General features: G+C 62.1%; 20 protein-coding genes. 16 read left to right on the top strand and 4 right to left on the bottom strand.

Going from position 1 to position 22,085, the window contains the following annotated elements; genetic code table 11:
- The first annotated feature begins 71 nt into the window (after window positions 1-71).
- The gene (locus BS629_RS37830) at window positions 72-1,025 is read left to right on the top strand and encodes a LysR family transcriptional regulator (RefSeq protein WP_018246519.1); all 954 of its coding nucleotides are present in this window, start codon (window positions 72-74) and stop codon (window positions 1,023-1,025) included.
- 54 nt (window positions 1,026-1,079) lie between these two features.
- Here the strand turns inward: BS629_RS37830 and BS629_RS37825 are convergent, their stop codons facing one another.
- Window positions 1,080-1,418, bottom strand: a complete 339-nt coding sequence (locus BS629_RS37825; RefSeq protein ID WP_026188775.1) for a cupin domain-containing protein — start codon at window positions 1,416-1,418, stop codon at window positions 1,080-1,082.
- A 174-nt stretch (window positions 1,419-1,592) separates the two neighbouring features.
- On the opposite strand from BS629_RS37825, the gene BS629_RS37820 reads away from it, so the two are divergent.
- A complete protein-coding gene (locus BS629_RS37820; RefSeq protein ID WP_018246517.1) occupies window positions 1,593-2,780 on the top strand; it encodes an acyl-CoA dehydrogenase in 1,188 nt (395 codons plus the stop codon).
- Window positions 2,781-3,117: 337 nt separating this feature from the next.
- On the opposite strand, the gene BS629_RS37810 is transcribed toward BS629_RS37820, so the two are convergent.
- Window positions 3,118-4,107 carry a nitrilase family protein gene (locus BS629_RS37810; RefSeq protein ID WP_018246515.1) on the bottom strand — a complete coding sequence of 330 codons (990 nt, stop codon included), beginning with the start codon at window positions 4,105-4,107 and terminating at the stop codon, window positions 3,118-3,120.
- An 88-nt stretch (window positions 4,108-4,195) separates the two neighbouring features.
- Here BS629_RS37810 and BS629_RS37805 point away from each other — a divergent pair, with 88 nt between their 5' ends.
- The 4 genes from BS629_RS37805 to BS629_RS37790 are packed head-to-tail and all read left to right on the top strand — an operon-like array spanning window position 4,196 to window position 7,590.
- A complete protein-coding gene (locus tag BS629_RS37805) occupies window positions 4,196-5,119 on the top strand; it encodes a LysR substrate-binding domain-containing protein (RefSeq protein ID WP_018246514.1) in 924 nt (307 codons plus the stop codon).
- Between the two features lie 54 nt (window positions 5,120-5,173).
- A complete protein-coding gene (locus BS629_RS37800) occupies window positions 5,174-5,632 on the top strand; it encodes a DUF4126 family protein (RefSeq protein WP_018246513.1) in 459 nt (152 codons plus the stop codon).
- Window positions 5,629-6,990 carry an FAD-containing oxidoreductase gene (locus BS629_RS37795; protein WP_018246512.1) on the top strand — a complete coding sequence of 454 codons (1,362 nt, stop codon included), beginning with the start codon at window positions 5,629-5,631 and terminating at the stop codon, window positions 6,988-6,990. The genes BS629_RS37800 and BS629_RS37795 overlap by 4 nt, the downstream gene beginning before the upstream one ends.
- A gap of 30 nt (window positions 6,991-7,020) precedes the next feature.
- Window positions 7,021-7,590: a DedA family protein gene (locus tag BS629_RS37790; protein ID WP_018246511.1), complete on the top strand. Its 570-nt coding sequence runs from the start codon at window positions 7,021-7,023 to the stop codon at window positions 7,588-7,590.
- Between the two features lie 15 nt (window positions 7,591-7,605).
- On the opposite strand, the gene BS629_RS37785 is transcribed toward BS629_RS37790, so the two are convergent.
- Window positions 7,606-8,649: an NAD(P)-dependent alcohol dehydrogenase gene (locus tag BS629_RS37785; protein ID WP_018246510.1), complete on the bottom strand. Its 1,044-nt coding sequence runs from the start codon at window positions 8,647-8,649 to the stop codon at window positions 7,606-7,608.
- A 490-nt stretch (window positions 8,650-9,139) separates the two neighbouring features.
- Here BS629_RS37785 and BS629_RS37775 point away from each other — a divergent pair, with 490 nt between their 5' ends.
- The 7 genes from BS629_RS37775 (at window position 9,140) to BS629_RS37745 (ending at window position 17,883) form a co-directional block, all read left to right on the top strand.
- Window positions 9,140-9,229 carry a K(+)-transporting ATPase subunit F gene (locus BS629_RS37775; protein ID WP_003547774.1) on the top strand — a complete coding sequence of 30 codons (90 nt, stop codon included), beginning with the start codon at window positions 9,140-9,142 and terminating at the stop codon, window positions 9,227-9,229.
- A 69-nt stretch (window positions 9,230-9,298) separates the two neighbouring features.
- Window positions 9,299-11,002, top strand: coding sequence for a potassium-transporting ATPase subunit KdpA (gene kdpA / locus BS629_RS37770; protein WP_018246509.1), 1,704 nt, complete (start codon window positions 9,299-9,301; stop codon window positions 11,000-11,002).
- A gap of 209 nt (window positions 11,003-11,211) precedes the next feature.
- Window positions 11,212-13,272 (top strand): potassium-transporting ATPase subunit KdpB, encoded by a 2,061-nt coding sequence (gene kdpB, locus BS629_RS37765; RefSeq protein ID WP_018246507.1) that lies wholly within the window; start codon window positions 11,212-11,214, stop codon window positions 13,270-13,272.
- A gap of 34 nt (window positions 13,273-13,306) precedes the next feature.
- Complete coding sequence (gene kdpC, locus BS629_RS37760) at window positions 13,307-13,876, top strand: potassium-transporting ATPase subunit KdpC (protein WP_018246506.1); 570 nt, start codon at window positions 13,307-13,309, stop codon at window positions 13,874-13,876.
- Window positions 13,877-13,988: 112 nt separating this feature from the next.
- Window positions 13,989-16,697: a sensor histidine kinase gene (locus tag BS629_RS37755; protein WP_018246505.1), complete on the top strand. Its 2,709-nt coding sequence runs from the start codon at window positions 13,989-13,991 to the stop codon at window positions 16,695-16,697.
- Window positions 16,694-17,386, top strand: coding sequence for a response regulator transcription factor (locus BS629_RS37750; protein ID WP_018246504.1), 693 nt, complete (start codon window positions 16,694-16,696; stop codon window positions 17,384-17,386). The genes BS629_RS37755 and BS629_RS37750 overlap by 4 nt, the downstream gene beginning before the upstream one ends.
- A gap of 41 nt (window positions 17,387-17,427) precedes the next feature.
- The gene (locus BS629_RS37745; protein WP_018246503.1) at window positions 17,428-17,883 is read left to right on the top strand and encodes a PTS sugar transporter subunit IIA; all 456 of its coding nucleotides are present in this window, start codon (window positions 17,428-17,430) and stop codon (window positions 17,881-17,883) included.
- A 68-nt stretch (window positions 17,884-17,951) separates the two neighbouring features.
- Here BS629_RS37745 and BS629_RS37740 read toward each other — a convergent pair whose 3' ends face one another.
- Window positions 17,952-18,968, bottom strand: a complete 1,017-nt coding sequence (locus tag BS629_RS37740) for a porin (RefSeq protein WP_026188774.1) — start codon at window positions 18,966-18,968, stop codon at window positions 17,952-17,954.
- Between the two features lie 356 nt (window positions 18,969-19,324).
- Here BS629_RS37740 and BS629_RS37735 point away from each other — a divergent pair, with 356 nt between their 5' ends.
- From BS629_RS37735 to cysW, 3 genes are read left to right on the top strand one after another with little or no spacing between them, the layout of a single operon-like run.
- Window positions 19,325-20,350: a sulfate ABC transporter substrate-binding protein gene (locus tag BS629_RS37735; RefSeq protein WP_018246501.1), complete on the top strand. Its 1,026-nt coding sequence runs from the start codon at window positions 19,325-19,327 to the stop codon at window positions 20,348-20,350.
- Window positions 20,351-20,358: 8 nt separating this feature from the next.
- Window positions 20,359-21,216, top strand: a complete 858-nt coding sequence (gene cysT, locus BS629_RS37730; protein WP_018246500.1) for a sulfate ABC transporter permease subunit CysT — start codon at window positions 20,359-20,361, stop codon at window positions 21,214-21,216.
- Window positions 21,206-22,078, top strand: coding sequence for a sulfate ABC transporter permease subunit CysW (cysW, locus tag BS629_RS37725; RefSeq protein WP_018246499.1), 873 nt, complete (start codon window positions 21,206-21,208; stop codon window positions 22,076-22,078). The genes cysT and cysW overlap by 11 nt, the downstream gene beginning before the upstream one ends.
- Window positions 22,079-22,085 lie beyond the last annotated feature (7 nt).

Genomic DNA, 22,085 nt, shown 5'->3' with positions numbered 1-22,085 from the left:
CCCTGAGGCAACGGGTGATTTACAACTAATTCCAAACAGTATCTGTTCGTTTTTGAACAGAGGGGATCGCGATGAACAATCCACCGCAGTTTACTTGGGACGATCTGCAGTTTTTTCTAGCCGTCGCCCGCACTGGACAGCTGTCGACGGCAGCGCGCCAGATGCGCTCGAGCCATGCCACCGTCTCGCGCCGCATCGACCGGCTGGAGTTCACCCTCAAGGTCAAGCTGTTCGAGCGCAATCCGCGCGGCTACGTGCTGACTGCCATGGGCACGCGCTTCGTCGAGACCGCCGAAAGGATGGAGCAGGAGACCGAGCGGCTGCGAGCCGACCTCGCCGACGGCTCGATGGCGCAACGCGGCCTCGTGCGGCTCAGCGCGCCGGAGGGTTTTGCCAATTTCTTCTTCGCGACCGTGCTGCCGCAGTTCGCCGCCCAGCATCCGCATCTGGCGCTCGAACTCGTGACGATCCAGCAGATCATGTCGCTGTCGCGCAAGGAGGCCGATCTCTCCGTCGTGCTCGATGAACCGAAGGGCGGCCCGTATTTCGCCGAGAAGCTGACCGACTACCATCTGCAGATCTATGGCTCGCGCGACTATCTGGCAAAGGCGCCTGCCATCACCTGCCGTGAAGACCTGCTTGAGCATCCCTTCGTCAGCTATATCGAGGAAATGATCTTTGCGCCGGGCTTGGACTATCTGGGCGATGTGCACCCGCGCATCAAGCCGCAGTTCCAGAGCTCCAGCATCTTCGCGCAGCTGACCGCCACGAGAAACGGCCTCGGCCTCTGCATCCTGCCCTATTTCTTCGCCAGCCGTTATCCCGAACTCGTGCGCGTGCTGCCCGAGGAGATCGACCTCAAGCGCCATTACTGGATCACCTGTCATCGCGACCTGAAACAGGCGCCGCGCGTGCGCGCCGTCATCGATTTCCTGCGCGAGGCGGTGCGCGGCGAGGATGCTCGTTTCGTGCCGCCCTATGTCACCGCCGCCGGCCCGGCGCGCCGGACAAGGGCGGATGTTTGATTAGAGCATGATGTCGTCCGAAAACCGCTGACAGTTTTCGGCATCATGCTCTGGTTACTTCAGGAATTCGGCGCGGTGCGGGGTGAATGCATCGATCAGCCGGCCCTTTTCCAGCGCCTTGACGCCGTGGATCAGATTGGGGGGCACGATGAAACTGCCGCCCTGCTTGAGCACCTCGGTCCGGCCGTCGATCGTCACTTCGAAACTGCCTTCGGCGACGTAGCTGGCCTGGATGTGCGGATGCGAATGGGCCGCACCCACGGCGCCGCTTTCGAAAGCCACTTCCACCATCATCATCTCGGGCAGATAGGTCATGATGCGCCTGACAACGCCGGGCTCGGGATTGATCCATTCGGCGCCTTCGGCCGATACGAACAGCTCGCTTGACGACATTTCCGCCTCCTCGTTCCAGAATCGATCGCGGGCAAAGTGGATCATCCCGACGCTTTTGAAAAGATGGCGCACCCTGTCTTTTCGAGACTGCCGCCTTCTGTTGACGCGGTCGGCTGGCGGGTCTATGGCCAACTTAAGCGAGGCAAGCCAGAACCGGGATGAGGAGACGCGGCCATGCAGCATACGCGCGAGGTTTTCGACTGGGCCGATCCGTTCCGGCTGGTGGAGCAACTGACCAGCGAAGAGCGCATGGTGCAGGACACCGCCCATGCCTATGCGCAGGAAAAGCTTGCTCCCCGTGTTCTCGACGCCTTCCGCAATGAAAAGACCGATCCCGAGATCTTTCGCGAAATGGGCGAACTCGGCCTGCTCGGCCCGACGATCTCGCCGGATTATGGCGGCGCCGGCCTCGGTTACGTCGCCTACGGCCTGATCGCCCGCGAAGTCGAACGGGTCGACAGTGGCTATCGTTCGATGATGAGCGTCCAGTCTTCGCTGGTGATGGTGCCGATTGAAACCTTCGGCTCCGAGGCGCAGAAGCTGAAATACCTGCCGAAACTCGCCATCGGCGAATGGATCGGCTGCTTCGGCCTGACCGAACCGGATCACGGCTCCGACCCCGGCTCGATGGCGACACGCGCCAAGAAGGTCGACGGCGGCTACAGCCTCACCGGCTCGAAGACCTGGATCTCCAACGCGCCGATCGCCGATGTCTTCGTCGTCTGGGCAAAGACCGAGGATGGCCTCATCCGCGGCTTCATCCTCGAAAAGGGCTGGAAAGGGCTTTCGGCTCCCCCCATCCACGGCAAGGTGGGACTGCGCGCCTCGATCACCGGCGAAGTGGTGATGGACGGGGTCTTCGTGCCTGAGGAAAACCTTCTGCCCGATGTGACCGGCCTCAAGGGACCGTTCACCTGCCTCAACTCGGCCCGCTTCGGCATCGCCTGGGGCGCGCTCGGTGCTGCCGAGGATTGTTATGCGAGAGCACGGCAATATACGCTCGAGCGCAAGCAGTTCAGACGGCCGCTTGCTGCCAACCAGCTGATCCAGAAGAAGCTCGCCGACATGACGGCGGAAATCTCGCTCGGTCTTCAGGGTTGCCTGCGACTTGGCCGCATGAAGGAGGAAGGCCATCCGCCGGTGGAGCTGACCTCGATCCTCAAGCGCAACAGCTGCGGCAAGGCGCTGGAGATTGCGCGGGCGGCCCGCGACATGCTCGGCGGTAACGGCATCTCCGACGAATTCGGCATCGCCCGTCATCTCGTCAACCTCGAAGTGGTCAACACCTATGAGGGCACACACGACATCCACGCGTTGATCATCGGCCGGGCGATCACCGGCATCGCCGCCTTTGCGAATTAGGTTCTGTCCAAGGCGGTCATGCGTGATCCACACCGTCCATAGGCTTGCAAAGACGCTTCTTACGCTTCACGATTAGCTCACACTTCTAGACCGTGTCAGCAAACCGTGTTTCGAATGATATACAATCGCGCGATGGAATTTCACTGGGACGATGAACAGAAGACTGGCATCCTCTTGTGGAAAGGCCGAACGTTCATGATTGAAGGCTACATCGATCCTTTCAATGCCCGGAAGCGCGCAGAGCAGATGGCAGAGCAGCGAGGATGGAAAAGGCCACGCGACAAGATCTACAATAGGACCTCCAACTAATCCGGGTATCTCGTCAAGGAAGCTCCGCTCATAACGTTTTTTCTGCGGGCGCAGGGTTGCGGGTCGGGGCATCGGAGAAACGTGCTTCCATCGGCGACAAGCCGTGCGGATTGGGTTCTGTCAAGCAGCCGTAGAGTTCCGGGCGACGGCCACGAATCCAGCGTTGGCCCGTACATTTGTCGAGCAATGCCAGATCGAGTTCTGTGCTGACGATTGCGTCGGCAGCCTGCCAGGTCTCCACCAGAATCCGGCCATAGGGGTCGAGAATCATTGCGTTGCCGGTGCGCACTTCATCCTCGTCCTGACCGACGCCGTTGCTGAATACCAGAAACATGCCATTGTCATGCGCGCGAGACGGCAGCCAACGCAGAAACCATTCGCGACCATTGGGACCTCTGATTTCGGCTTTAATAGCCTCAGGATCTTCATGGCGGCGGATCCATTTTTCGACAGGTATCCGCTTCATTCCATTTGGGCTGACGGACGCCCCTCCTCCCGCCTGATGGGGGGCGATCAGGATTTCCGCGCCCAACAAGGCGGTTGCCCGCGCGTTTTCGATCAGGTTGTTGTCCCAGCAGATCAAAATGCCTGCGCGGATTCCCCAAGGCGTATCGAAGACCGTAAAACTATCCCCGCTGGAGATGAGGCGATGTTCCCACGCATGCAGCTTGCGATGGCAATGAACCTGTCCGTCCGGCATGCACACGGCGTAGGAGTTATAGAGGGCGCCGTTTTCCGCGAGCTCCAGAAATCCGGCGCCGATGGCAATGCTATGCTCCCGCGCCAGCCGGGCAACATACGAGACGGATGGGCCTGACAAGGGCTCGGCAAGAGCGTGCAGCGCTGCACCGTCCAGCTTCGGGACGTGCCAGTAGCCGCAGAGGCACATCTCAGGGAAGGCCACAAGTTGGCTGCCGGCCTGGACGGCTTGCAGTGTGAGGGATTCGATGCGCCCAAGATTATAGGCTTTGTCGTTTGCCCGATGCTGAAACTGTACGGAGGAAACCTTGAACGCCATGACTATTGCTCCTGATGCCTTGAACAATTTGACATGCGAGCATTATTTCGTAAAATGACATTTTTGATGAAAATAAGTCGGATTTTGAATGGAAATCAGGTTGCTGCGCTCCTTTGTCGAGCTGACCGACACTGGCCATTACGGCAAGGCCGCGTCAAAGTTGTTCGTCACCCAGTCGACCCTGTCCAAGCAAATTCAGGCGTTGGAGGCGATGGTCGGCGGACCGCTATTTGAACGTGGCCGACATGGAGCAAGGCTGACGCCGCTGGGGAATCTGCTGCAGCAGGAAGCACGCGTGCTCTTGCGGCTGAGCGATGAAATCGACGTCAAGATGCATCGTGCAAATGCCGGCCTGACCGGTCAGCTCGACATCGGATTTGGCATCTCGGCGCTCATCACCGCGCCCCAAATAGTCGCGACCTTCCGGGTGACGACTCCCGATAGCCAGATTACGCTTAACGACCTGCCATCAAGAGAGCAGCACCAACGACTGCTTGGCGGCCGGCTCGATGTCGGCTTTTGCCGGGCGCCTGAGGAGACCGATGAGCTATCCTTCATGCCAGTCATCGAGGAGCGGCTGGCGCTGGTACTTCCCTCCGGCATGGAGATTCCGCCCATGAACCGATTGTCGACATTGAACCGTCTGGGCTTTGTCGCCCTTTCGTCATCGCGCGGGCCGGGACTGGATGCGCAGATCAGCCAATGGTGCACATCGGCCCGCTTCAAGCCGCGCATCGTCCAGCACGCTGACGACATCTTGACCGTTCATGCCGTTGTTGCTGCCGGGTTGGGGGCCGCATTCCTGCCGTGGCACGGCGTTGAGGCGCTCGGCGATCGCACGCACCAAAAGCCCTTATCGGGTTCGGCGTCAAAGTGGGCCGTTGGAATTTGCTGGCGGAGCGCCGACAGCAATCCCCTTCTGCTGCGGTTCATCGACTACGTTTCGAAGCATCGACGCGCACCCACGTCCTCAAGGCCGCTGGCGCACCACGACGAATTGCCACGCGCCTGACAATGTGCAACCTTCCCTGACGACGGCAAGAGCCGGCAAAAAGGGGGATCATGCATGTTTCTGCTTCTTGCATTGCTGATTGGTGTCATATCAGGGCTTCGCGCCATGACCGCGCCGGCCGCCGTCGCCTGGGGCGCAGCACTCGGCTGGTTCGATGTCTCGCAGACGCCGCTTGCCTTCATGGGTTACCAGTGGACGCCGTGGATCTTCACGCTTCTCGCCATAGTCGAACTGATCACCGACCAGCTGCCGTCCACGCCGTCGCGCAAGGTGCCGGTGCAATTCGGCGCCCGCATCGTCATGGGCGCGCTGGCCGGCGCCACGATCGGTGCCGCCAGCGGCCTGCTCTTCGGCGGGCTGATTGCCGGGGTGATCGGCGCCGTCATCGGCACATATGGTGGCGCCGCCGTCCGCGGCAGGCTTGCCGCCTCCTTCGGTAAGGATCTGCCGGCCGCTCTCATCGAAGATGCCGTCGCCGTCATCGGCGCGCTGCTGATCGTGGTCGTGTCATGAAGAGCTTCGACGCCATCGTCATCGGGGGCGGCCAGGCCGGCCCCTTCCTCGCCGCCCGCATGGTCGAAAAGGGCATGAAGGTGGCGCTGATCGAGCGCAAATTCCTCGGCGGCACCTGCGTCAATGCCGGCTGCATGCCGACGAAGACGCTTGTCGCCAGCGCCCGCGCCGCCTATGTCGCGAGAAATAGCGCCGTTTACGGCGTCAATATTCCGGGCGAGATCGCCATCGACATGAAGGTGGTCAGGGCCCGTGCCGAAACCGTGACCATGAATGCCCGCAACGGCCTGATCGGCTGGTTCGCCGGGATGGACGGCATGACCGTGATCTACGGCCATGCCCGTTTCGAGGACCCGAAGACCGTCAGCGTCAACGGCGAGACGCTGACCGCACCGCGCATCTTCCTCAACGTCGGCGCGCGCCCCGTCATCCCCGACCTGCCCGGCATCAACGATATCGACTATCTCACCAGCACCTCGATCATCCATCTCGACACGCTGCCACGGCATCTGGCTGTGATCGGCGGCAGTTATATCGGGCTGGAATTCGCGCAGATGTATCGCCGCTTCGGCGCCGAAGTCAGCGTCATCGAGCATGGCCCGAAGCTCGCGTCGCGCGAGGACGAGGATATATCCGACGCGATCGCCGATGTCCTGCGCTCGGAGGGCATCGACATTCATACCGGTGTCAGCGACATCGCCTTCGCCAGGAGCAGCGACGGAATAACGGTCGCCACCGATTCAGCGAGGATCGATGCGAGCCATGTGCTGATCGCCACCGGCCGCAAGCCGAACACAGACGATCTCGGCCTCGATGCCGCCGGCGTCATCAGCGACAAGCACGGCTACATCACCGTCGACGACAGGCTTGCCACCAATGTCGACGGCATCTGGGCGCTCGGCGATTGCAACGGCCACGGCGCCTTCACCCACACCTCCTACAATGATTTCGAGATCGCCGCCGCCAATCTTCTCGACGGCGCCGATCGCAAGCTCTCGAGCCGCATCCTGGCCTATGCGCTTTATATCGACCCGCCGCTCGGCCGTGTCGGCATGACGGAAAAGCAGGCGCGCGCCTCGGGACGCAAGATCATGATCTCGACCCGGCCGATGAGCCGCGTCGGCCGCGCCAACGAGCGCGGCGAGACCAAGGGCTTCATGAAGGTGATCGCCGACGCCGAGACCAAAAAAATTCTCGGCGCGGCGATCCTGGGCATCGAAGGTGACGAGGTGATCCACGGCATCATAGACGCGATGAATGCAGGAACGACCTATCCCGCATTGCAATGGTCGGTGCCGATCCATCCGACGGTGTCGGAGCTGATCCCGACGGTGCTTGGGGATTTGAAGCCGGTTTAGCTATCGAAACCCCGGGCCGAGGACAGCTGAGTGTCTATCGAACTGCTGATCGAGCACTACGGACTATTGGCGATATTTCTGGGTGCAGCCTTCGAGGGCGAAACAGCCGCCTTCCTCGGCGGCGTCATTTCCCACCGCGGGCTGCTGACCTATTGGTCGGCGTCGCTAGCGGCAACGGCAGGATCCTTCGCCGGCGATCAGTTCTGGTTCTTCGCCGGCCGTTATGCGGCTCGATGGGGTCTCGTCCGCCGGCTGATGGAAAGACCGGCGCTGGCGCGCGCAACCCGACTTCTGGAAAGATATCCGACCGGCTTCATCCTTGCGTTTCGTTTTCTGGTGGGGTTGCGGACAATCAGCCCGATCGTCATCGGGACAACACGCATAGCGACCGGTAAATTCATCATCCTGAATGCTGTGGCCGCGCTGGTGTGGGGGCAGCTTTTCACGGCGCTCGGTTACGTGTTCGGGCACGGCATCCAACAGACGTTGGGCCACCTTCCGCTTCATCGCCACCTGCTGATCGCAGTCGGAGCCGCGGCTGTCGTTGCAGGCGCGGCTCTTGCCTTTCGCAGGATGAAACTGAGCGCCAGGCACTCATAGAAGCGCTGTTGCGCCCTATCCCATCACGATTTGCAGCTTCACGTCGCTGGGCCGCGCCTCGACGGCGCGATCAAACGCCTTGATCGAATCTTCGAATGTGAAGGTCTCTGATATCAGCGGCTTCAGATCGACGCGACCCGAGCCGAGCAGCGCGATCGACCGCTCATACTGGTGCGCGTAGCGGAACACCGTCTCGATGCGGATTTCCTTGGTGGATGCCGTCGAGACGTCGAAGCCGATCGGGTTGACCGGTAGGCCGACGACGACAATGACGCCACCCGGGCGCGGCAGCGCCATGATCGTCTCCCAGGCCTTCGGCGAACCGGAGCATTCGAAGACGACATCGGCGCCCCAGCCGTCGGTCAGCCGGCCGACCTCTTCGACCAGGTTCTTCTCGCGAATATTGACCGGAATGACACCCTGGTACTGCGCGGCGATATCGAGCTTCGGCTGGGCGAGATCGGCGACGATCGCGCGGGCGCAGCCGCCGGCAAGGGCCGCGATCGCCACCATCGTGCCGATCGGCCCGGCGCCGAGGACGACGGCAGTGTCGCCCGGCGTGATCTTCGCCTTGGCAGCCGCCTGCATGCCGACGGCGAAGGGCTCGACCATGGCGCCTTCGGCAAAGCTGACATTGTCGGGTAGCTTGAAGGTGTAATTGGCGGGATGCACGACCTCTGGCGTCAGCACGCCGTGGATCGGCGGGGTCGCCCAGAAGGTCACGGCCGGGTCGATATTGTACAGGCCAAGCCGGCTTGCCTTGGAATTCGGATCGGGGATGCCGGGCTCCATGCAGACGCGGTCGCCGACTTTCAGATGCGTGACGCCCGCGCCGACCTCGACCACCGTGCCCGCCGCCTCATGGCCGAGCACCATCGGCGCGTTGACGACGAAGGGGCCGATCTTGCCATGGGTGTAATAATGCACGTCCGAACCGCAGACGCCGACGGTGTGGATCCTGATCTTCACCTCGCCGGGGCTAGTTTCAAGCGGCAGATCGATATCGCGAAGCGCAAGCTCATGCTGGCGCTCGAGGACAAGCGCGCGGACTTTGGTCATCGTCGGTTTCCTTCCCTAATGGCTTGCCCATGACTCCATCGGGCAGCGTCGAAGGCGACTATAAGGCCCGAAGCCTTCCCAATTCAACCAGATTGCGAAGGCTTTTGCTCAACAAATGAAAAAATGCTCACTCAGACCTTCCGAGGCTCAGTACCGGCTGCGGCCCGTCTGGAAACTGCGCCAGCCTGGTCCGATGGCGAGCGGCCTCGGAAGGGCATTTATAAGATTTTTATATAGATGGCCCGTCGTCCGTCTCGAACCTTTATGCGCTTCGGCTCCATATTGATGCCGAGAGATCGAAAAGATCATCTCCACGCCAGAAAGCATGAAAGGCGGCCTCCCAGCGCCCTTTGTCTTGTCTGACTCCAAGAAGAACAACAGGAGTCACGATCATGATGGATATCATTCTACTCGGCACCGCGATCATATTCTTCGCGCTGTGCTTTGCCTACACCCGAGCCTGCGACAGGCTTTGACAGGAGAAGCGACGATGACCCTCGATTATGTCTTGAGCGGTGCCGTAACCGTGTTTCTCACCGTTTACCTCACCTACGCTCTCCTTCGCCCAGAACGCTTTTAAAGAGAACTGGCGCTTCTGAGGTCGCGCATGCGCGACCGAGAAGCAGCCGGGTATTGAAAGTTTACCTCCATGACCCTCAACGGATGGCTTCAGATCCTGCTTTACTGCGGGATCGTCCTCGTGCTCGTCAAACCGCTCGGCGGCTATATGACGCGTGTCTTCAGCGGCGAGCGCACTTTCCTGTCACCGGTCCTCGTTCCGATCGAACGGGGACTTTACCGCATTGCCGGCACCAGCGAACGCGAGGAACAGCATTGGACCTCCTATGCCTTCGCCATGCTAATGTTCAACCTGCTCGGCGTCATCGTGCTTTACGCGCTGCAGCGCCTGCAGGCCGGTCTTCCCTATAATCCGGCCGGCATGGCGGCCATCCCGCCGGAGCTTTCCTTCAACACGGCCGTCAGCTTCGTCAGCAACACCAACTGGCAGAACTACGGCGGCGAAAGCACGATGTCGTATCTGACGCAGATGGCCGGTTTCACCGTCCAGAACTTCGTCTCGGCGGCGACCGGCATTGCCATCGCGCTCGCCTTCATCCGCGCCTTCTCGCGCGCCTCAGGCAAGGCGATCGGCAATTTCTGGATCGATATGACGAGGGCCACTTTCTATGTGCTCTTGCCGATCTGCATCGTGCTGACGCTGGTCTTTGTCTATCTCGGCGTGCCGCAGACGCTCGGCTCCTACGTCAATGCGACGACGCTCGAAGGCGCACAGCAGACGATCGCCGTCGGCCCGGTCGCCTCGCAGCTGGCCATCAAGATGCTTGGCACCAACGGCGGCGGCTTCTTCAACGCCAACTCCGCCCATCCGTTCGAAAACCCCGATGCGATCTCCAACCTCATCCAGATGGTGTCGATCTTCGCGATCGGCGCGGCACTGACCAACGTCTTCGGCCGCATGGTCGGCAATCAGCGCCAGGGCTGGGCGATCCTCGCCACGATGGGCGTCCTGTTCGTCGCCGGCGTCATCGTCACCTATTGGGCGGAAGCCGCCGGCAATCCGCTGATGCATGCCTTCGGTCTTGGCGGCGGCAACATGGAAGGCAAGGAAGTCCGCTTCGGCGTCGCCCTATCCTCGCTCTTTGCGGTCATCACCACGGCGGCCTCCTGCGGCGCGGTCAATGCCATGCATGGCAGCTTCACGGCACTCGGTGGCCTCGTTCCGCTGATCAACATGCAGCTCGGCGAAGTCATTGTCGGCGGTGTCGGCGCTGGCTTTTACGGCATCCTGCTCTTCATCATCGTCGCCGTCTTCGTCGCCGGCCTGATGGTCGGCCGCACGCCGGAATATCTCGGCAAGAAGATCGAGGCGAAGGAAATGAAGATGGCCGTTCTCGCCATTCTCTGCCTGCCGCTCGCCATGCTGGTCTTCACCGCAATCGCAAGCGTCCTTCCGAGTGCGGTTGCATCGGTCGGGACCGCCGGCCCGCACGGCTTCTCCGAAATCCTCTATGCCTATACATCAGCGGCAGCGAACAACGGCTCGGCTTTCGGCGGCCTGACGGGCAATACGCCTTGGTACAACATAACCCTTGGCCTCGGTATGCTGATGGGCCGCTTTCTGGTCATCATCCCGGCGCTTGCAATCGCCGGTTCGCTGATCGCCAAGAAGTCGGTTCCGGCCTCGGCGGGCACCTTCCCGACGGACGGTCCGCTCTTCGTCGGCCTGCTCGTCGGCACGATCCTGATCGTCGGCGGCCTGACCTTCTTCCCGGCGTTGGCCCTTGGCCCCGTCGTCGAGCACCTGGTCATGATCGCCGGCCAGACCTTTTGAGGTTATGCCATGATCCTCCGTCACAGGCTTCGCAACGCCTTCCACTCACGTCCTGGCGCGCCGGGACGTGGGAATGGCCCGAGACCCCAAGCCTCCGACATCATCCTGGTGATGATGGCGGGCCTCCTCGTCATCGCCGCCATATGCAAAATCTTACAGGGCTGACCGGCTTCCGGTTCGCCATCCTCGTTTCAAAGCTGGAGTCTCTTATGAGCCAGGCCAAATCCGCGAGCATCATGGATTCTCGCATCCTCATTCCGGCCGTGGGTGCCGCTTTCAAGAAGCTCAACCCCCGGGCACTCGCCAGAAACCCGGTCATGTTCGTCGTGGCCACGGTCTCGGTGCTGACCACCATCCTCTTCCTGCGCGATCTCGTGGCGGGCAACGGCAACCTCGGCTTCTCGTTCCAGATCAATCTTTGGCTCTGGTTCACCGTGCTGTTTGCCAATTTCGCCGAGGCCGTTGCCGAAGGTCGCGGCAAGGCGCAGGCGGATTCGCTGCGCAAGGCGCGCACCGAAACCCAGGCGAAGCTGCTCACCGCCAATAATGGCAGCGGCTACCGCATGGTGCCGGGCACCAGCCTCAAGGTCGGCGACCTCGTGCTCGTCGAGGCCGGCGACATCATCCCGTCGGACGGTGAAGTCATCGAAGGTGTGGCCTCCGTCAACGAAGCGGCGATCACAGGCGAATCCGCGCCGGTCATCCGCGAATCCGGCGGCGACCGCTCGGCGGTAACAGGCGGCACGCAGGTGCTGTCCGACTGGATCCGCGTCCGCATCACCGCCGCTGCCGGCTCAACCTTCCTCGACCGGATGATCGCGCTCGTCGAAGGTGCCGAACGCCAGAAGACTCCGAACGAGATTGCGCTCAACATCCTGCTTGCCGGTATGACGTTGATCTTCGTGCTCGCCACCGCGACGATCCCGAGCTTTGCCATCTATGCCGGCGGCTCGATCCCGATCATCGTGCTCGTCGCCCTCTTCGTGACGCTGATCCCGACGACGATCGGTGCGCTGCTGTCGGCGATCGGCATTGCCGGCATGGACCGCCTCGTCCGCTTCAACGTGCTCGCCATGTCCGGCCGTGCGGTCGAAGCCGCCGGCGACGTCGATACGCTGCTGCTCGACAAGACCGGCACGATCACCCTCGGCAATCGTCAGGCGACGACCTTCCGCCCGGTTCGCGGCGTTTCCGAGCAGGATCTCGCCGACGCCGCCCAGCTCGCCTCGCTTGCCGACGAAACCCCGGAAGGCCGCTCCATCGTCGTGCTCGCCAAGGAAAAATATGCGATTCGCGGCCGCGACATGGCGAGCCTCAAGGCGACCTTCGTGCCCTTCACCGCCCAGACCCGCATGAGCGGCGTCGATCTCGAAGGCGCTTCGATCCGCAAAGGCGCAGTCGATGCCGTGCTGGCCTATGTCAACGGCGACGCATCCTCGAAAAACGGCAGCGAGGTCGTGCGCGAACTGCAGTCGATATCAGACGAGGTCGCCAAGGCTGGCGGCACGCCGCTCGCCGTTGCCCGCGACGGCAAGCTGCTTGGCGTCATCCAGCTGAAGGACATCGTCAAGGGCGGCATCCGCGAACGCTTCACCGAGCTGCGCCGCATGGGCATCCGCACCGTGATGATCACTGGCGACAACCCGCTGACGGCAGCGGCCATCGCCGCCGAAGCCGGTGTCGACGACTTCCTCGCCCAGGCAACGCCGGAGATGAAGCTGGCGCTGATGCGCGAGGAACAGTCGAAGGGCAAGCTCGTCGCCATGTGCGGCGACGGCACCAACGATGCGCCGGCGCTCGCCCAGGCCGATGTCGGCGTCGCCATGAACACCGGCACTGTCGCTGCCCGCGAGGCCGGCAACATGGTCGACCTCGACAGCGACCCGACGAAGCTCATCGAGATCGTCGAGATCGGCAAACAGCTGTTGATGACGCGCGGCGCGCTGACGACCTTCTCGATCGCCAACGACATCGCCAAGTACTTCGCCATCATCCCGGCGATGTTCCTGACCTTTTACCCGCAGCTCGGCGTCCTGAACGTCATGGGGCTTTCGACGCCGCAAAGCGCCATCCTCTCGGCAATCATCTTCAACGCGCTGATCATCATCGCGCTGATCCCGCTGTCGCTGAAGGGCGTCCGCTACCGTCCGATCGGCGCCGGCGCGCTGCTGTCGCGCAACCTGCTGATCTACGGTGCCGGCGGCATCATCGTTCCCTTCATCGGCATCAAGGCGATCGACATGGCTGTCGCCGCCCTCGGCCTCGCCTAACGGATCCCGTCTGAACACTCGAAGGAGTAAGACAATGTTGAAAGAACTTCGTCCGGCGGTCGTCATGATCGTCGCCACCACCGCCATCACCGGCCTGCTTTATCCGCTCGCCATGACGGGTGCTGCCCAGGCCCTCTTCCCGGCTCAGGCGAACGGCAGCCTGATCGAGAAGAACGGCCAGGTGATCGGCTCGACGCTGATCGGCCAGGCCTTCACCAGCGACAAGTATTTCCACGGCCGTCCCTCGGCCGCCGGCGACGGCTACAATGCGGCCGCCTCCAGCGGCTCGAACCTCGGCCCGACCAGCCAGAAGCTGATCGACCGCGTCAAGGGCGACTACGACGCGGCCAAGGCGGCAAACCCGAATGCGGAGGTGCCCGCCGACCTGGTCACCGCTTCGGGCAGCGGCCTCGATCCCCATATCTCCCCGGAGGCCGCTTACTTCCAGGTGCAGCGCGTCGCCAAAGCGCGTGCTATCGACGAGGCCAAGGTCAAGGCGTTGGTCGACGGTGCCGTTCAAGGCCGCGAACTCGGCATTCTCGGCGAACCTACAGTCAATGTTCTGGCGTTGAACCAGAGCCTTGATGCTTCTATGACTCAGTGACCCTGGCAGGCTGGGCGCCCCTTTCCTTCCCTCATCCCTGCGCTCGTCACAGGGGCGAGGGATAGGGTGATGTAGCCCGTCCTCGCCAGCCATCTGCAGAAAGACCATACGCATGCCAGACGACAATCGCGATCAGGCCGGCAGGCCCTCGCCCGATGCGCTTCTCGAAAAAGCCCGGGCGGAGACACGCGGCCGTCTGAAGATCTTTCTGGGTGCCGCGCCCGGCGTCGGCAAGACCTACGAGATGCTCGTCTCCGGCCGTGCCAAGATCGCCGACGGTCTCGATGTCGTCATCGGCGTCGTCGAGACCCACGGCCGCAAGGAGACCGAGGCGCTCCTTGCCGGCTTCGAGATCATCCCTCGCGTCGAAATCAGCTACAAGGGCCGGCCGCTCGAGGAAATGGATCTCGACGGCATCCTCGCCCGCCGGCCTGATCTCGTGCTGGTCGACGAACTCGCCCATACCAATGCCGAGGGCAGCCGTCATCCGAAGCGCTATCTCGACGTCAAGGAATTGCTCGATCGCGGCATCGATGTCTATACGACGCTGAACATCCAGCATGTCGAGAGCCTGAACGACGTCGTCTCGCAGATCACCCGCATCCGTGTGCGCGAGACAGTGCCGGACTCGATCATCGACCTCGCTGACGACATCGAGATCATCGACCTGACGCCGGATGATCTGATCAAGCGCCTGCATGACGGCAAGGTCTACATGCCGCGGACGGCCGAGCGGGCGCTGACCAACTACTTCACCCCGGGCAACCTGACGGCGCTGCGAGAGCTTGCGCTGCGTAAGACCGCACAGCGCGTCGACGACCAGTTGCTCACGCATATGCAGGCCCATGCCATATCCGGCCCCTGGGCGGCGGGCGAACGCGTTCTCGTCTCGGTTGACCACCATCCGCGCTCCGCCTCGCTGGTGCGTTATGCTGCCCGTATGGCCTCGCGGCTGCGCGCGCCCTGGGCTGCCGTCTATATCGAGACCAACCGATCGATCAATCTGAACGAAGCCGAGCGCGATACCGTCGCCGCCACGCTGCGACTTGCCGAGCAGCTCGGCGGCGAAGCGATCACCCTTCCCGGCCGCGAAGTCGCCGAAGAACTTGTCCGCCACGCCACCGCCAACAACGTCACCCATATCGTCATCGGCGCCCCGAAGAAGCCGACATGGCGCGACTGGTGGAGCCGCTCGATCACCGACGAGCTGATCCGCAAGACCGGCGAGATCAGCGTCCATGTGATTTCAGGCAGTGAGAAGGACGGCACCACCGCGCGCGGCGTCAGGGCGGCGGCCACCGCGCCGCAACTGGATTTCAGGGCCTACCTGCTGGCAACCTTTTATGTTGCCATCGCGCTCGGCGTCAGCGTCGTGCTCGACCAGGTGCTCGACGTACGCAACCTCGCCCTCGTCTTCCTGATGGCGGTGCTGACCTCAGCCGTCCTCCACGGCCTGCGGCCGGCCCTCTACAGCTGCATCCTCAGCGCGCTGTCCTTCAATTTCTTCTTCCTGCCGCCGCGCTACACGCTGACGATCAGCGATCCGGAAAGCGTGCTTGCGCTCTTCTTCTTCCTGGGCGTCGCCATCATCGCCAGCAACCTGACCGCGACCGTCCAGCGCCAAGCCGCCGCTGCCCGCCAGCGGGCGCGGACGACGGAAGATCTCTATCTCTTCTCGAAAAAGCTCGCCGGCACCGGCACGCTCGACGACGTGCTCTGGGCGACCGCCTTCCAGCTCGCCTCGATGCTGAAGGTCCGCGTCGTGCTACTGCTGCCGGAAGACGGTACCATCGCCGTCAAGGCCGGTTATCCGCCTGATGATACGCTCGACGATGCCGATATCGCTGCCGCCCGCTGGGCCTGGGAGCACAATCACGCCGCCGGCCGCGGCGCCGACACCCTGCCCGGCGCCAAGCGCCTCTATGTGCCGCTGAGAACCGGGCGCACCGCCGTTGGTGTCATCGGCCTCGACAGTGACCGCCGCGACGGACCGTTGCTGACGCCCGAACAGCAGCGGCTGCTCGATGCGCTGGCCGACCAGGCGGCCCTTGCCATCGAACGCGTCCAGCTCGTCGCTGATGTCGACCGGGCAAGACTTGGGGCCGAAGCAGACCGGCTGCGCTCGGCCCTACTGACTTCGATCTCGCACGACCTGAAGACACCGCTTGCCGCCATCCTCGGCGCCGCCGGCACGCTGCGCGACTATTTCGCCTCGATGCCGGAGGAGGACCGCAGCGACCTGCTGTCGACCGTCGTCGACGAATCCGAACGCCTCAACCGCTTCATCGCCAACCTGCTCGACATGACCAAGATCGAATCCGGTGCGATGGAGCCGAACTATGCGCTGCATTATGCCGGCGATATCGTCGGCAGCGCGCTGCGCCGTGCCGCCAAGATCCTCGACGGCCACAAGACCGAGATGAACATTCCCGCCGACCTGCCGATGGTGCGCGTCGATCCTGTCCTGTTCGAGCAGGTGATCTTCAACCTGCTCGACAATGCCGCGAAATACGCGCCCGAGGGATCGGTGATCCATATCGAGGGCTGGGCCGATGCCGACAACGTCGTCGTGCAGATTTCGGACGAAGGCCCAGGCATTCCGCCGGCCGATCTTAACCGCGTCTTCGATACCTTCTACCGCGTGCGCAAGGGCGATCAGGTGCGCGCCGGCACCGGGCTTGGCCTTTCCATCTGCCGCGGCTTCATCGAGGCGATGGGTGGCACGATCACCGCCGGCAACCGGACGGGCCGTCCGGGCGCCGTCTTCACCATCCGCCTGCCGAAACCCAACGACATTCCGAAACTGGATGAACTCCGATGACCGGTTCAGCCGTTAAAATCCTCGTCGTCGACGACGAGCCTCCGATCCGCAAGCTGCTCCGCGTCGGCCTGACCGCGCAGGGCTACGAGGTGCGTGAGGCGCCAAACGCCAGCGCCGCCCGGCAGTCGGTCGCCGATGACATGCCCGATCTCATCGTGCTCGACCTCGGCCTTCCCGACACCCCCGGCCATGACCTGCTACAGGCGTGGCGCGACGAAGGGCTTTCCATGCCGGTGGTCATTCTGTCCAGCCGCACCGACGAGGCCGGTATCGTCAAGGCGCTGGAAAGCGGCGCCGACGATTACGTCACCAAGCCCTTCGGCATCAACGAGCTCGGCGCCCGCATCCGCGTGGCGCTGCGCCACCGCCTGCAGCAGCAGGGCGAGAAGGCGATCTTCCAGACCGGCGGGCTGTCGATCGATCTCGTCAAGCGCATCGTCAAGGTCGACGGCCAGGAAATAAAACTGTCGCCGAAGGAATATGACATCCTGCGCGTGCTCGCCCAGCATGCCGGCAAGGTGCTGACACACCAGTTTCTTCTAAAGCAGGTATGGGGGCCGGCGGCGGATGTGCAGTATCTGCGCGTCTACGTCCGGCAACTGCGGCAAAAGGTCGAACAGATTCCGGACCAGCCGCACTATATCACCACGGAGACCGGCGTTGGCTACCGGCTCAGGGAACCGGATTGACCTCCCTTCCCCCCCGCTGCCCGAACAGTATCGAGAATGACATGAACCTTCCCAACATCATCCGGCCGGAACACACCTTCATCGGCGTGTCGGCGCCGACCAAATGGCGCGCGCTGCAGACCATAGCCGACAAGGCCGCCAAGGCTTTCTCCGTCGATGGCCAGACCATCCTGAAGGCGCTCGAAGCGCGTGAGAAGCTCGGCTCCACCGGCATCGGCAATGGTATCGCCATCCCGCATGCGGCGATCGACGGCATGACCAGCCCGCGCGGCCTTCTCCTCCGCTTCGCCCAACCATTGGATTTCGAGGCGATCGACGATATCCCGACTGACATCGCCTTCGTGCTGCTCTTCGGAGAAAATAATCGTGGCGAATATCTGAACGTGCTATCGGCCATTGCCAGGCGGCTGCAAACGGACGGCGCGCTCGCCGCGATGCGCAAGGCAAGAACGGTCGACGAATTTTATTCCGATTTCATCGCCGATTCACGGGTGTGATGACATTGTTCTAAATTAAAAAAGGCGCGGCCTGAAGGTCGCGCCCACTCGTCTGCAAAGAGACGATCTTAGAAATCGCGCTGGAAGCGCAGGAAGCCGAACACTTCGTCGTCGCCTTCGTCCTCATCGTGATATTGCACGCTGAGCTTCGTACGCAGATCCTCGACGATGCGGTAGTCGATGGTGACACCGGTCGTGTAGGCGCTGCCGCCGGTGAAGCCGTTACCGTCAGCCTCGAGAGCGATGTTTTCGAAGTACTGGAAGCCGGGGGTGACCGACCACTTGTCGTTGATCTTCAAGGCATACTCTGCTGCGATCGTCCATTCGGACTCTTCGTAGTAGTAGTTGGCGCCGCTTGCCCATACGCCGGCAATGCCGAGCGTGCCCGGGCCGATGTCGGCATAAACGATGCCGCGGACCGCGACTTCGCTGGTGTCGGTGTCATAACCGGCAAGCAGGTAAGCGCTGATGGCGCCGGCCTTGTAGGAAACCTGGCCTGCGACACCGAAGTTGTTCGGGCCGTCGCCCGGCTTGGTGGCGTAGTCTTCTTCCAGCTCGTCGACCGAAATGCCGGCCGCGAAAGCGCCATTCTCGTACTGATAACGGATCGAGTTGTGGGTCGTCTCGTTGCTGGCAAGGGTATCGGTCTCGCCGCTCATGTCGTCATCCCACCAGCTATACAGCTTACCGACGCGGAAACCGGCAATGTCGATGTAGCCTTCATCGAGCAATGCTTCCTGGTCAGAAGCGTTGTCGACATTGTAACGCAGCGTGATGACGCCGGTGAGCGTGCCGTACTCGGTGTCATTCTTGGCCTGGAAGGTGACCTGACCGCGAGTCCAGAAGTCTACGTCGGAGTCGCCCGAAATATGGTCACCGAAACGCACTTCGGTACGGATGTAACCGCCGATCGAAAGGCATGTTTCCGTCCCCGGAATATAAAAATAGCCGGTACCGTAGGCGTCGCAAACGCGAACATATTCCACGGGCTCGGGTTCCGCCGCCACGATGGCGTCGGCTGCGCGGGCTCCGGAGGCCGCGGCAAGGGCGGCAACGGAGGCAAAAAGGATAGTTCTGATATTCATTTTGAATGGCCCTAAACAGGTTTGGAATGCGAGGCGCACTTCAAGGGTTGCCCCCGCGTTGCGGTCGGCGAATACGGCCGCAACGGAGGCCATATAGGAATCCGCAAGCGCCATCGCGGCAAAATCTTGGCAAAAATCTGCATCACCATGTCGTTTTCGTGGAGGAACTGTGGCCGAAAAAACACGGCCCTACGGCAGGCAGCGCCGGGCGACCAATTGGCCGCGGCCAACTTCGATTTCCAAATTACCCCTTAAATGGAATGACATTCTAAGGGTAGCGCCGGAACCGGAAGAACCTTTGTTTCATTATACGACTAACTTGATAGTGTTTAGGCACAAACACGGAGGGTTCCCCAATGCAGACACAACGGCTCACCCGGCTCATCGCAGCCGCGGTCATGGCAGGCAGCTTCGCGATCGGGAGCATCGCTCCTGCATTCGCGGATCAGACGCTTCTTAACGTTTCCTACGATCCGACTCGCGAATTGTATAAGGATTTCAATGCTGCTTTTGCCGCCAAGTGGCAGAAGGACACCGGTGAAACCGTAACGATCCAGGCGTCGCATGGCGGCTCCGGTGCGCAGGCGCGCTCCGTCATCGACGGTCTCGACGCCGACGTCGTCACGCTGGCGCTCGAAGGTGATATCGACGCCATCGCCAAGAAGACCGGCAAGATCCCGGCCGACTGGAAGACCAAGTTCCCCAACAATTCGACACCCTATACGTCGACGATCGTCTTCCTGGTCCGTAAGGGCAACCCGAAGGGCATCAAGGATTGGGGCGACCTAGTCAAGGACGACGTGCAGGTCATCACCCCAAACCCGAAGACCTCGGGCGGCGCCCGCTGGAACTTCCTGGCCGCCTGGGCATGGGCCAAGCAGGCGAATGGCGGCGACGAAGCCAAGGCGCAGGATTACGTGACGAAACTGCTGCAGCACGTTCCAGTTCTCGATACAGGCGCGCGCGGCGCCACGACCACCTTCGTCCAGCGCGGCCTCGGCGACGTGCTGCTTGCCTGGGAAAACGAAGCCTATCTTTCACTTGAAGAGCTCGGTCCCGATCAGTTCGAGATCGTGACGCCGGCCTTCTCCATCCGTGCCGACCCGCCAGTCGCCATCGTCGACGGCAATGTCGACAAGAAGGGAACGCGCAAGGTCGCCGAAGCCTATCTCAACTACCTCTATTCGGACGAAGGCCAGAAGATCGCCGCCAAGCACTTCTACCGCCCGATCAAGCCGGAAGCCGCCGATCCGGCTGACATCGCCCGCTTCCCGAAGCTGACGCTCGCGACCATCGACGATTTCGGCGGCTGGAAAGACGCACAGCCGAAATTCTTCGGCGACGGCGGGGTATTTGACCAAATCTACAAGCCGGCCCAATAATAGACTTCATGAAAGCACATAGCCCCACGCGGTGGCGGTTCAAGCGGCCGAGCGTCATTCCGGGTTTCGGAATGGCGCTCGGCCTTACCTTGACCTGGCTCACCCTTCTGATCCTCATCCCGCTCTCGGGCCTCGCCGTCCGGTCGAGCGCGCTCGGCTGGGAAACATTCTGGTCGATCGCACTCGATCCGCGCACGCTGAACGCGCTGCGCATCAGCTTCGGCAGCGCCTTCATCGCTGCGATCGTCAATGCTGTCTTCGGCATCATCCTCGCCTGGGTACTGGTGCGTTACCGCTTTCCCGGCAAGCGTGTCATCGATGCCATGGTCGACCTGCCTTTCGCGCTGCCGACTGCCGTTGCCGGCATCGCGCTGACGACGCTCTACGCGCCGAACGGCTGGATCGGCCAGTTCCTGACGCCGCTCGGCATCAAGATCGCCTTTACGCCAGCCGGTATCGTCGTGGCGCTGATCTTCGTCGGCCTGCCCTTCGTGGTGCGCACCGTGCAGCCCGTCATGGAGGAAATCGACAAGGAAGTGGAGGAGGCTGCGGCAACGCTCGGCGCCAATCGCTTCCAGACGATTTTCCGCGTGCTGCTGCCAGGGCTGGCGCCCGCCGTGCTCACCGGCTTTGCGCTCGCCTTTGCCCGCGGCGTCGGCGAATACGGCTCGGTCATCTTCATCGCCGGCAACCTGCCGTTCAAATCGGAGATCGCGCCGCTGCTGATCATCATCAAACTCGAAGAGTATAATTACGCGGCAGCGACCGGTATTGCGGCGATCATGCTGGTCATCTCGTTCGCCATGTTGCTCGTTATCAATCTCATCCAGAGCTGGAGCAGGCGGAGGTACGGCTATGGCGCTTGATGCGACCGTTCAACCGGTGAAGCTGCGTTCGGTGACCACCGAAAACAGGATCGCGCGCTTCACGCTGATCATTCTTTCGCTCGTCTTCCTGCTGCTGATCCTGCTTCTGCCGCTCGCAGCAGTTTTCGTCGAGGCTTTCCGCAAAGGTCCCGCCCCCTTCTTCGTGGCGCTCGCCGACGCCGAGACCTTGTCGGCGATCCGCTTGACGCTGATCGTCGCCGGCGTCAGCGTGCCTCTCAACCTCGTCTTCGGGGTCGCCGCCGCCTGGGCGATCGCCAAGTTCGAGTTCAAGGGCAAGGCCTTCCTGACGACACTGATCGACCTGCCCTTCTCGGTCTCACCCGTCATATCGGGCCTGGTCTTCGTTCTGCTGTTCGGCTCCAGTACCTGGCTCGGCCAGTGGTTCAGCGCTCACGACATCAAGATCCTGTTCGCCGTGCCGGGGTTGATCCTCGCCACCATGTTCGTCACCTTCCCCTTCGTCGCCCGCGAGCTGATCCCGCTGATGCAGGAACAGGGAACCGCCGACGAGGAGGCAGCCCTTTCGCTCGGCGCCAGCGGCTGGCAGACCTTCTGGTACGTGACGCTGCCGAACATCAAATGGGGTCTGCTCTACGGTGTGCTGCTCTGCAACGCTCGCGCCATGGGTGAATTCGGCGCCGTCTCGGTGGTCTCTGGCCACATCCGCGGCCAGACGAACACCATGCCGCTGCAGGTGGAAATTCTCTATAACGAGTATAATTTCACCGGCGCTTTTGCCGTCGCTACACTTTTGGCCTTGCTCGCGCTCGTGACTCTTGTTTTGAAGACGCTGCTGGAAATGCGCTATAGCGCGGAAATCGCCGCCAGCCGGCGGCACTGAAGGATTT

It is taken from the genome of Rhizobium leguminosarum bv. viciae USDA 2370 (genome assembly GCF_002008365.1).
Taxonomy (GTDB): Bacteria; Pseudomonadota; Alphaproteobacteria; order Rhizobiales; family Rhizobiaceae; genus Rhizobium; species Rhizobium leguminosarum.
Note: the sequence above shows the minus strand (reverse complement) of the source record. Positions and strands in the feature narration are given on the sequence as shown.

Coding starts and splice junctions, on each gene's coding strand:
- cysT (WP_018246500.1), top strand. CDS start 20,359: ATGAAAGCACATAGCCCCACGCGGTGGCGGTTCAAGCGGCCGAGCGTC.
- BS629_RS37810 (WP_018246515.1), bottom strand. CDS start 4,107: ATGGCGTTCAAGGTTTCCTCCGTACAGTTTCAGCATCGGGCAAACGAC.
- kdpB (WP_018246507.1), top strand. CDS start 11,212: ATGAGCCAGGCCAAATCCGCGAGCATCATGGATTCTCGCATCCTCATT.
- BS629_RS37745 (WP_018246503.1), top strand. CDS start 17,428: ATGAACCTTCCCAACATCATCCGGCCGGAACACACCTTCATCGGCGTG.
- BS629_RS37755 (WP_018246505.1), top strand. CDS start 13,989: ATGCCAGACGACAATCGCGATCAGGCCGGCAGGCCCTCGCCCGATGCG.
- kdpA (WP_018246509.1), top strand. CDS start 9,299: ATGACCCTCAACGGATGGCTTCAGATCCTGCTTTACTGCGGGATCGTC.
- BS629_RS37795 (WP_018246512.1), top strand. CDS start 5,629: ATGAAGAGCTTCGACGCCATCGTCATCGGGGGCGGCCAGGCCGGCCCC.
- BS629_RS37820 (WP_018246517.1), top strand. CDS start 1,593: ATGCAGCATACGCGCGAGGTTTTCGACTGGGCCGATCCGTTCCGGCTG.
- BS629_RS37775 (WP_003547774.1), top strand. CDS start 9,140: ATGACCCTCGATTATGTCTTGAGCGGTGCCGTAACCGTGTTTCTCACC.
- BS629_RS37740 (WP_026188774.1), bottom strand. CDS start 18,968: ATGAATATCAGAACTATCCTTTTTGCCTCCGTTGCCGCCCTTGCCGCG.
- BS629_RS37800 (WP_018246513.1), top strand. CDS start 5,174: ATGTTTCTGCTTCTTGCATTGCTGATTGGTGTCATATCAGGGCTTCGC.
- cysW (WP_018246499.1), top strand. CDS start 21,206: ATGGCGCTTGATGCGACCGTTCAACCGGTGAAGCTGCGTTCGGTGACC.
- BS629_RS37785 (WP_018246510.1), bottom strand. CDS start 8,649: ATGACCAAAGTCCGCGCGCTTGTCCTCGAGCGCCAGCATGAGCTTGCG.
- BS629_RS37825 (WP_026188775.1), bottom strand. CDS start 1,418: ATGTCGTCAAGCGAGCTGTTCGTATCGGCCGAAGGCGCCGAATGGATC.
- kdpC (WP_018246506.1), top strand. CDS start 13,307: ATGTTGAAAGAACTTCGTCCGGCGGTCGTCATGATCGTCGCCACCACC.
- BS629_RS37805 (WP_018246514.1), top strand. CDS start 4,196: ATGGAAATCAGGTTGCTGCGCTCCTTTGTCGAGCTGACCGACACTGGC.
- BS629_RS37750 (WP_018246504.1), top strand. CDS start 16,694: ATGACCGGTTCAGCCGTTAAAATCCTCGTCGTCGACGACGAGCCTCCG.
- BS629_RS37830 (WP_018246519.1), top strand. CDS start 72: ATGAACAATCCACCGCAGTTTACTTGGGACGATCTGCAGTTTTTTCTA.
- BS629_RS37735 (WP_018246501.1), top strand. CDS start 19,325: ATGCAGACACAACGGCTCACCCGGCTCATCGCAGCCGCGGTCATGGCA.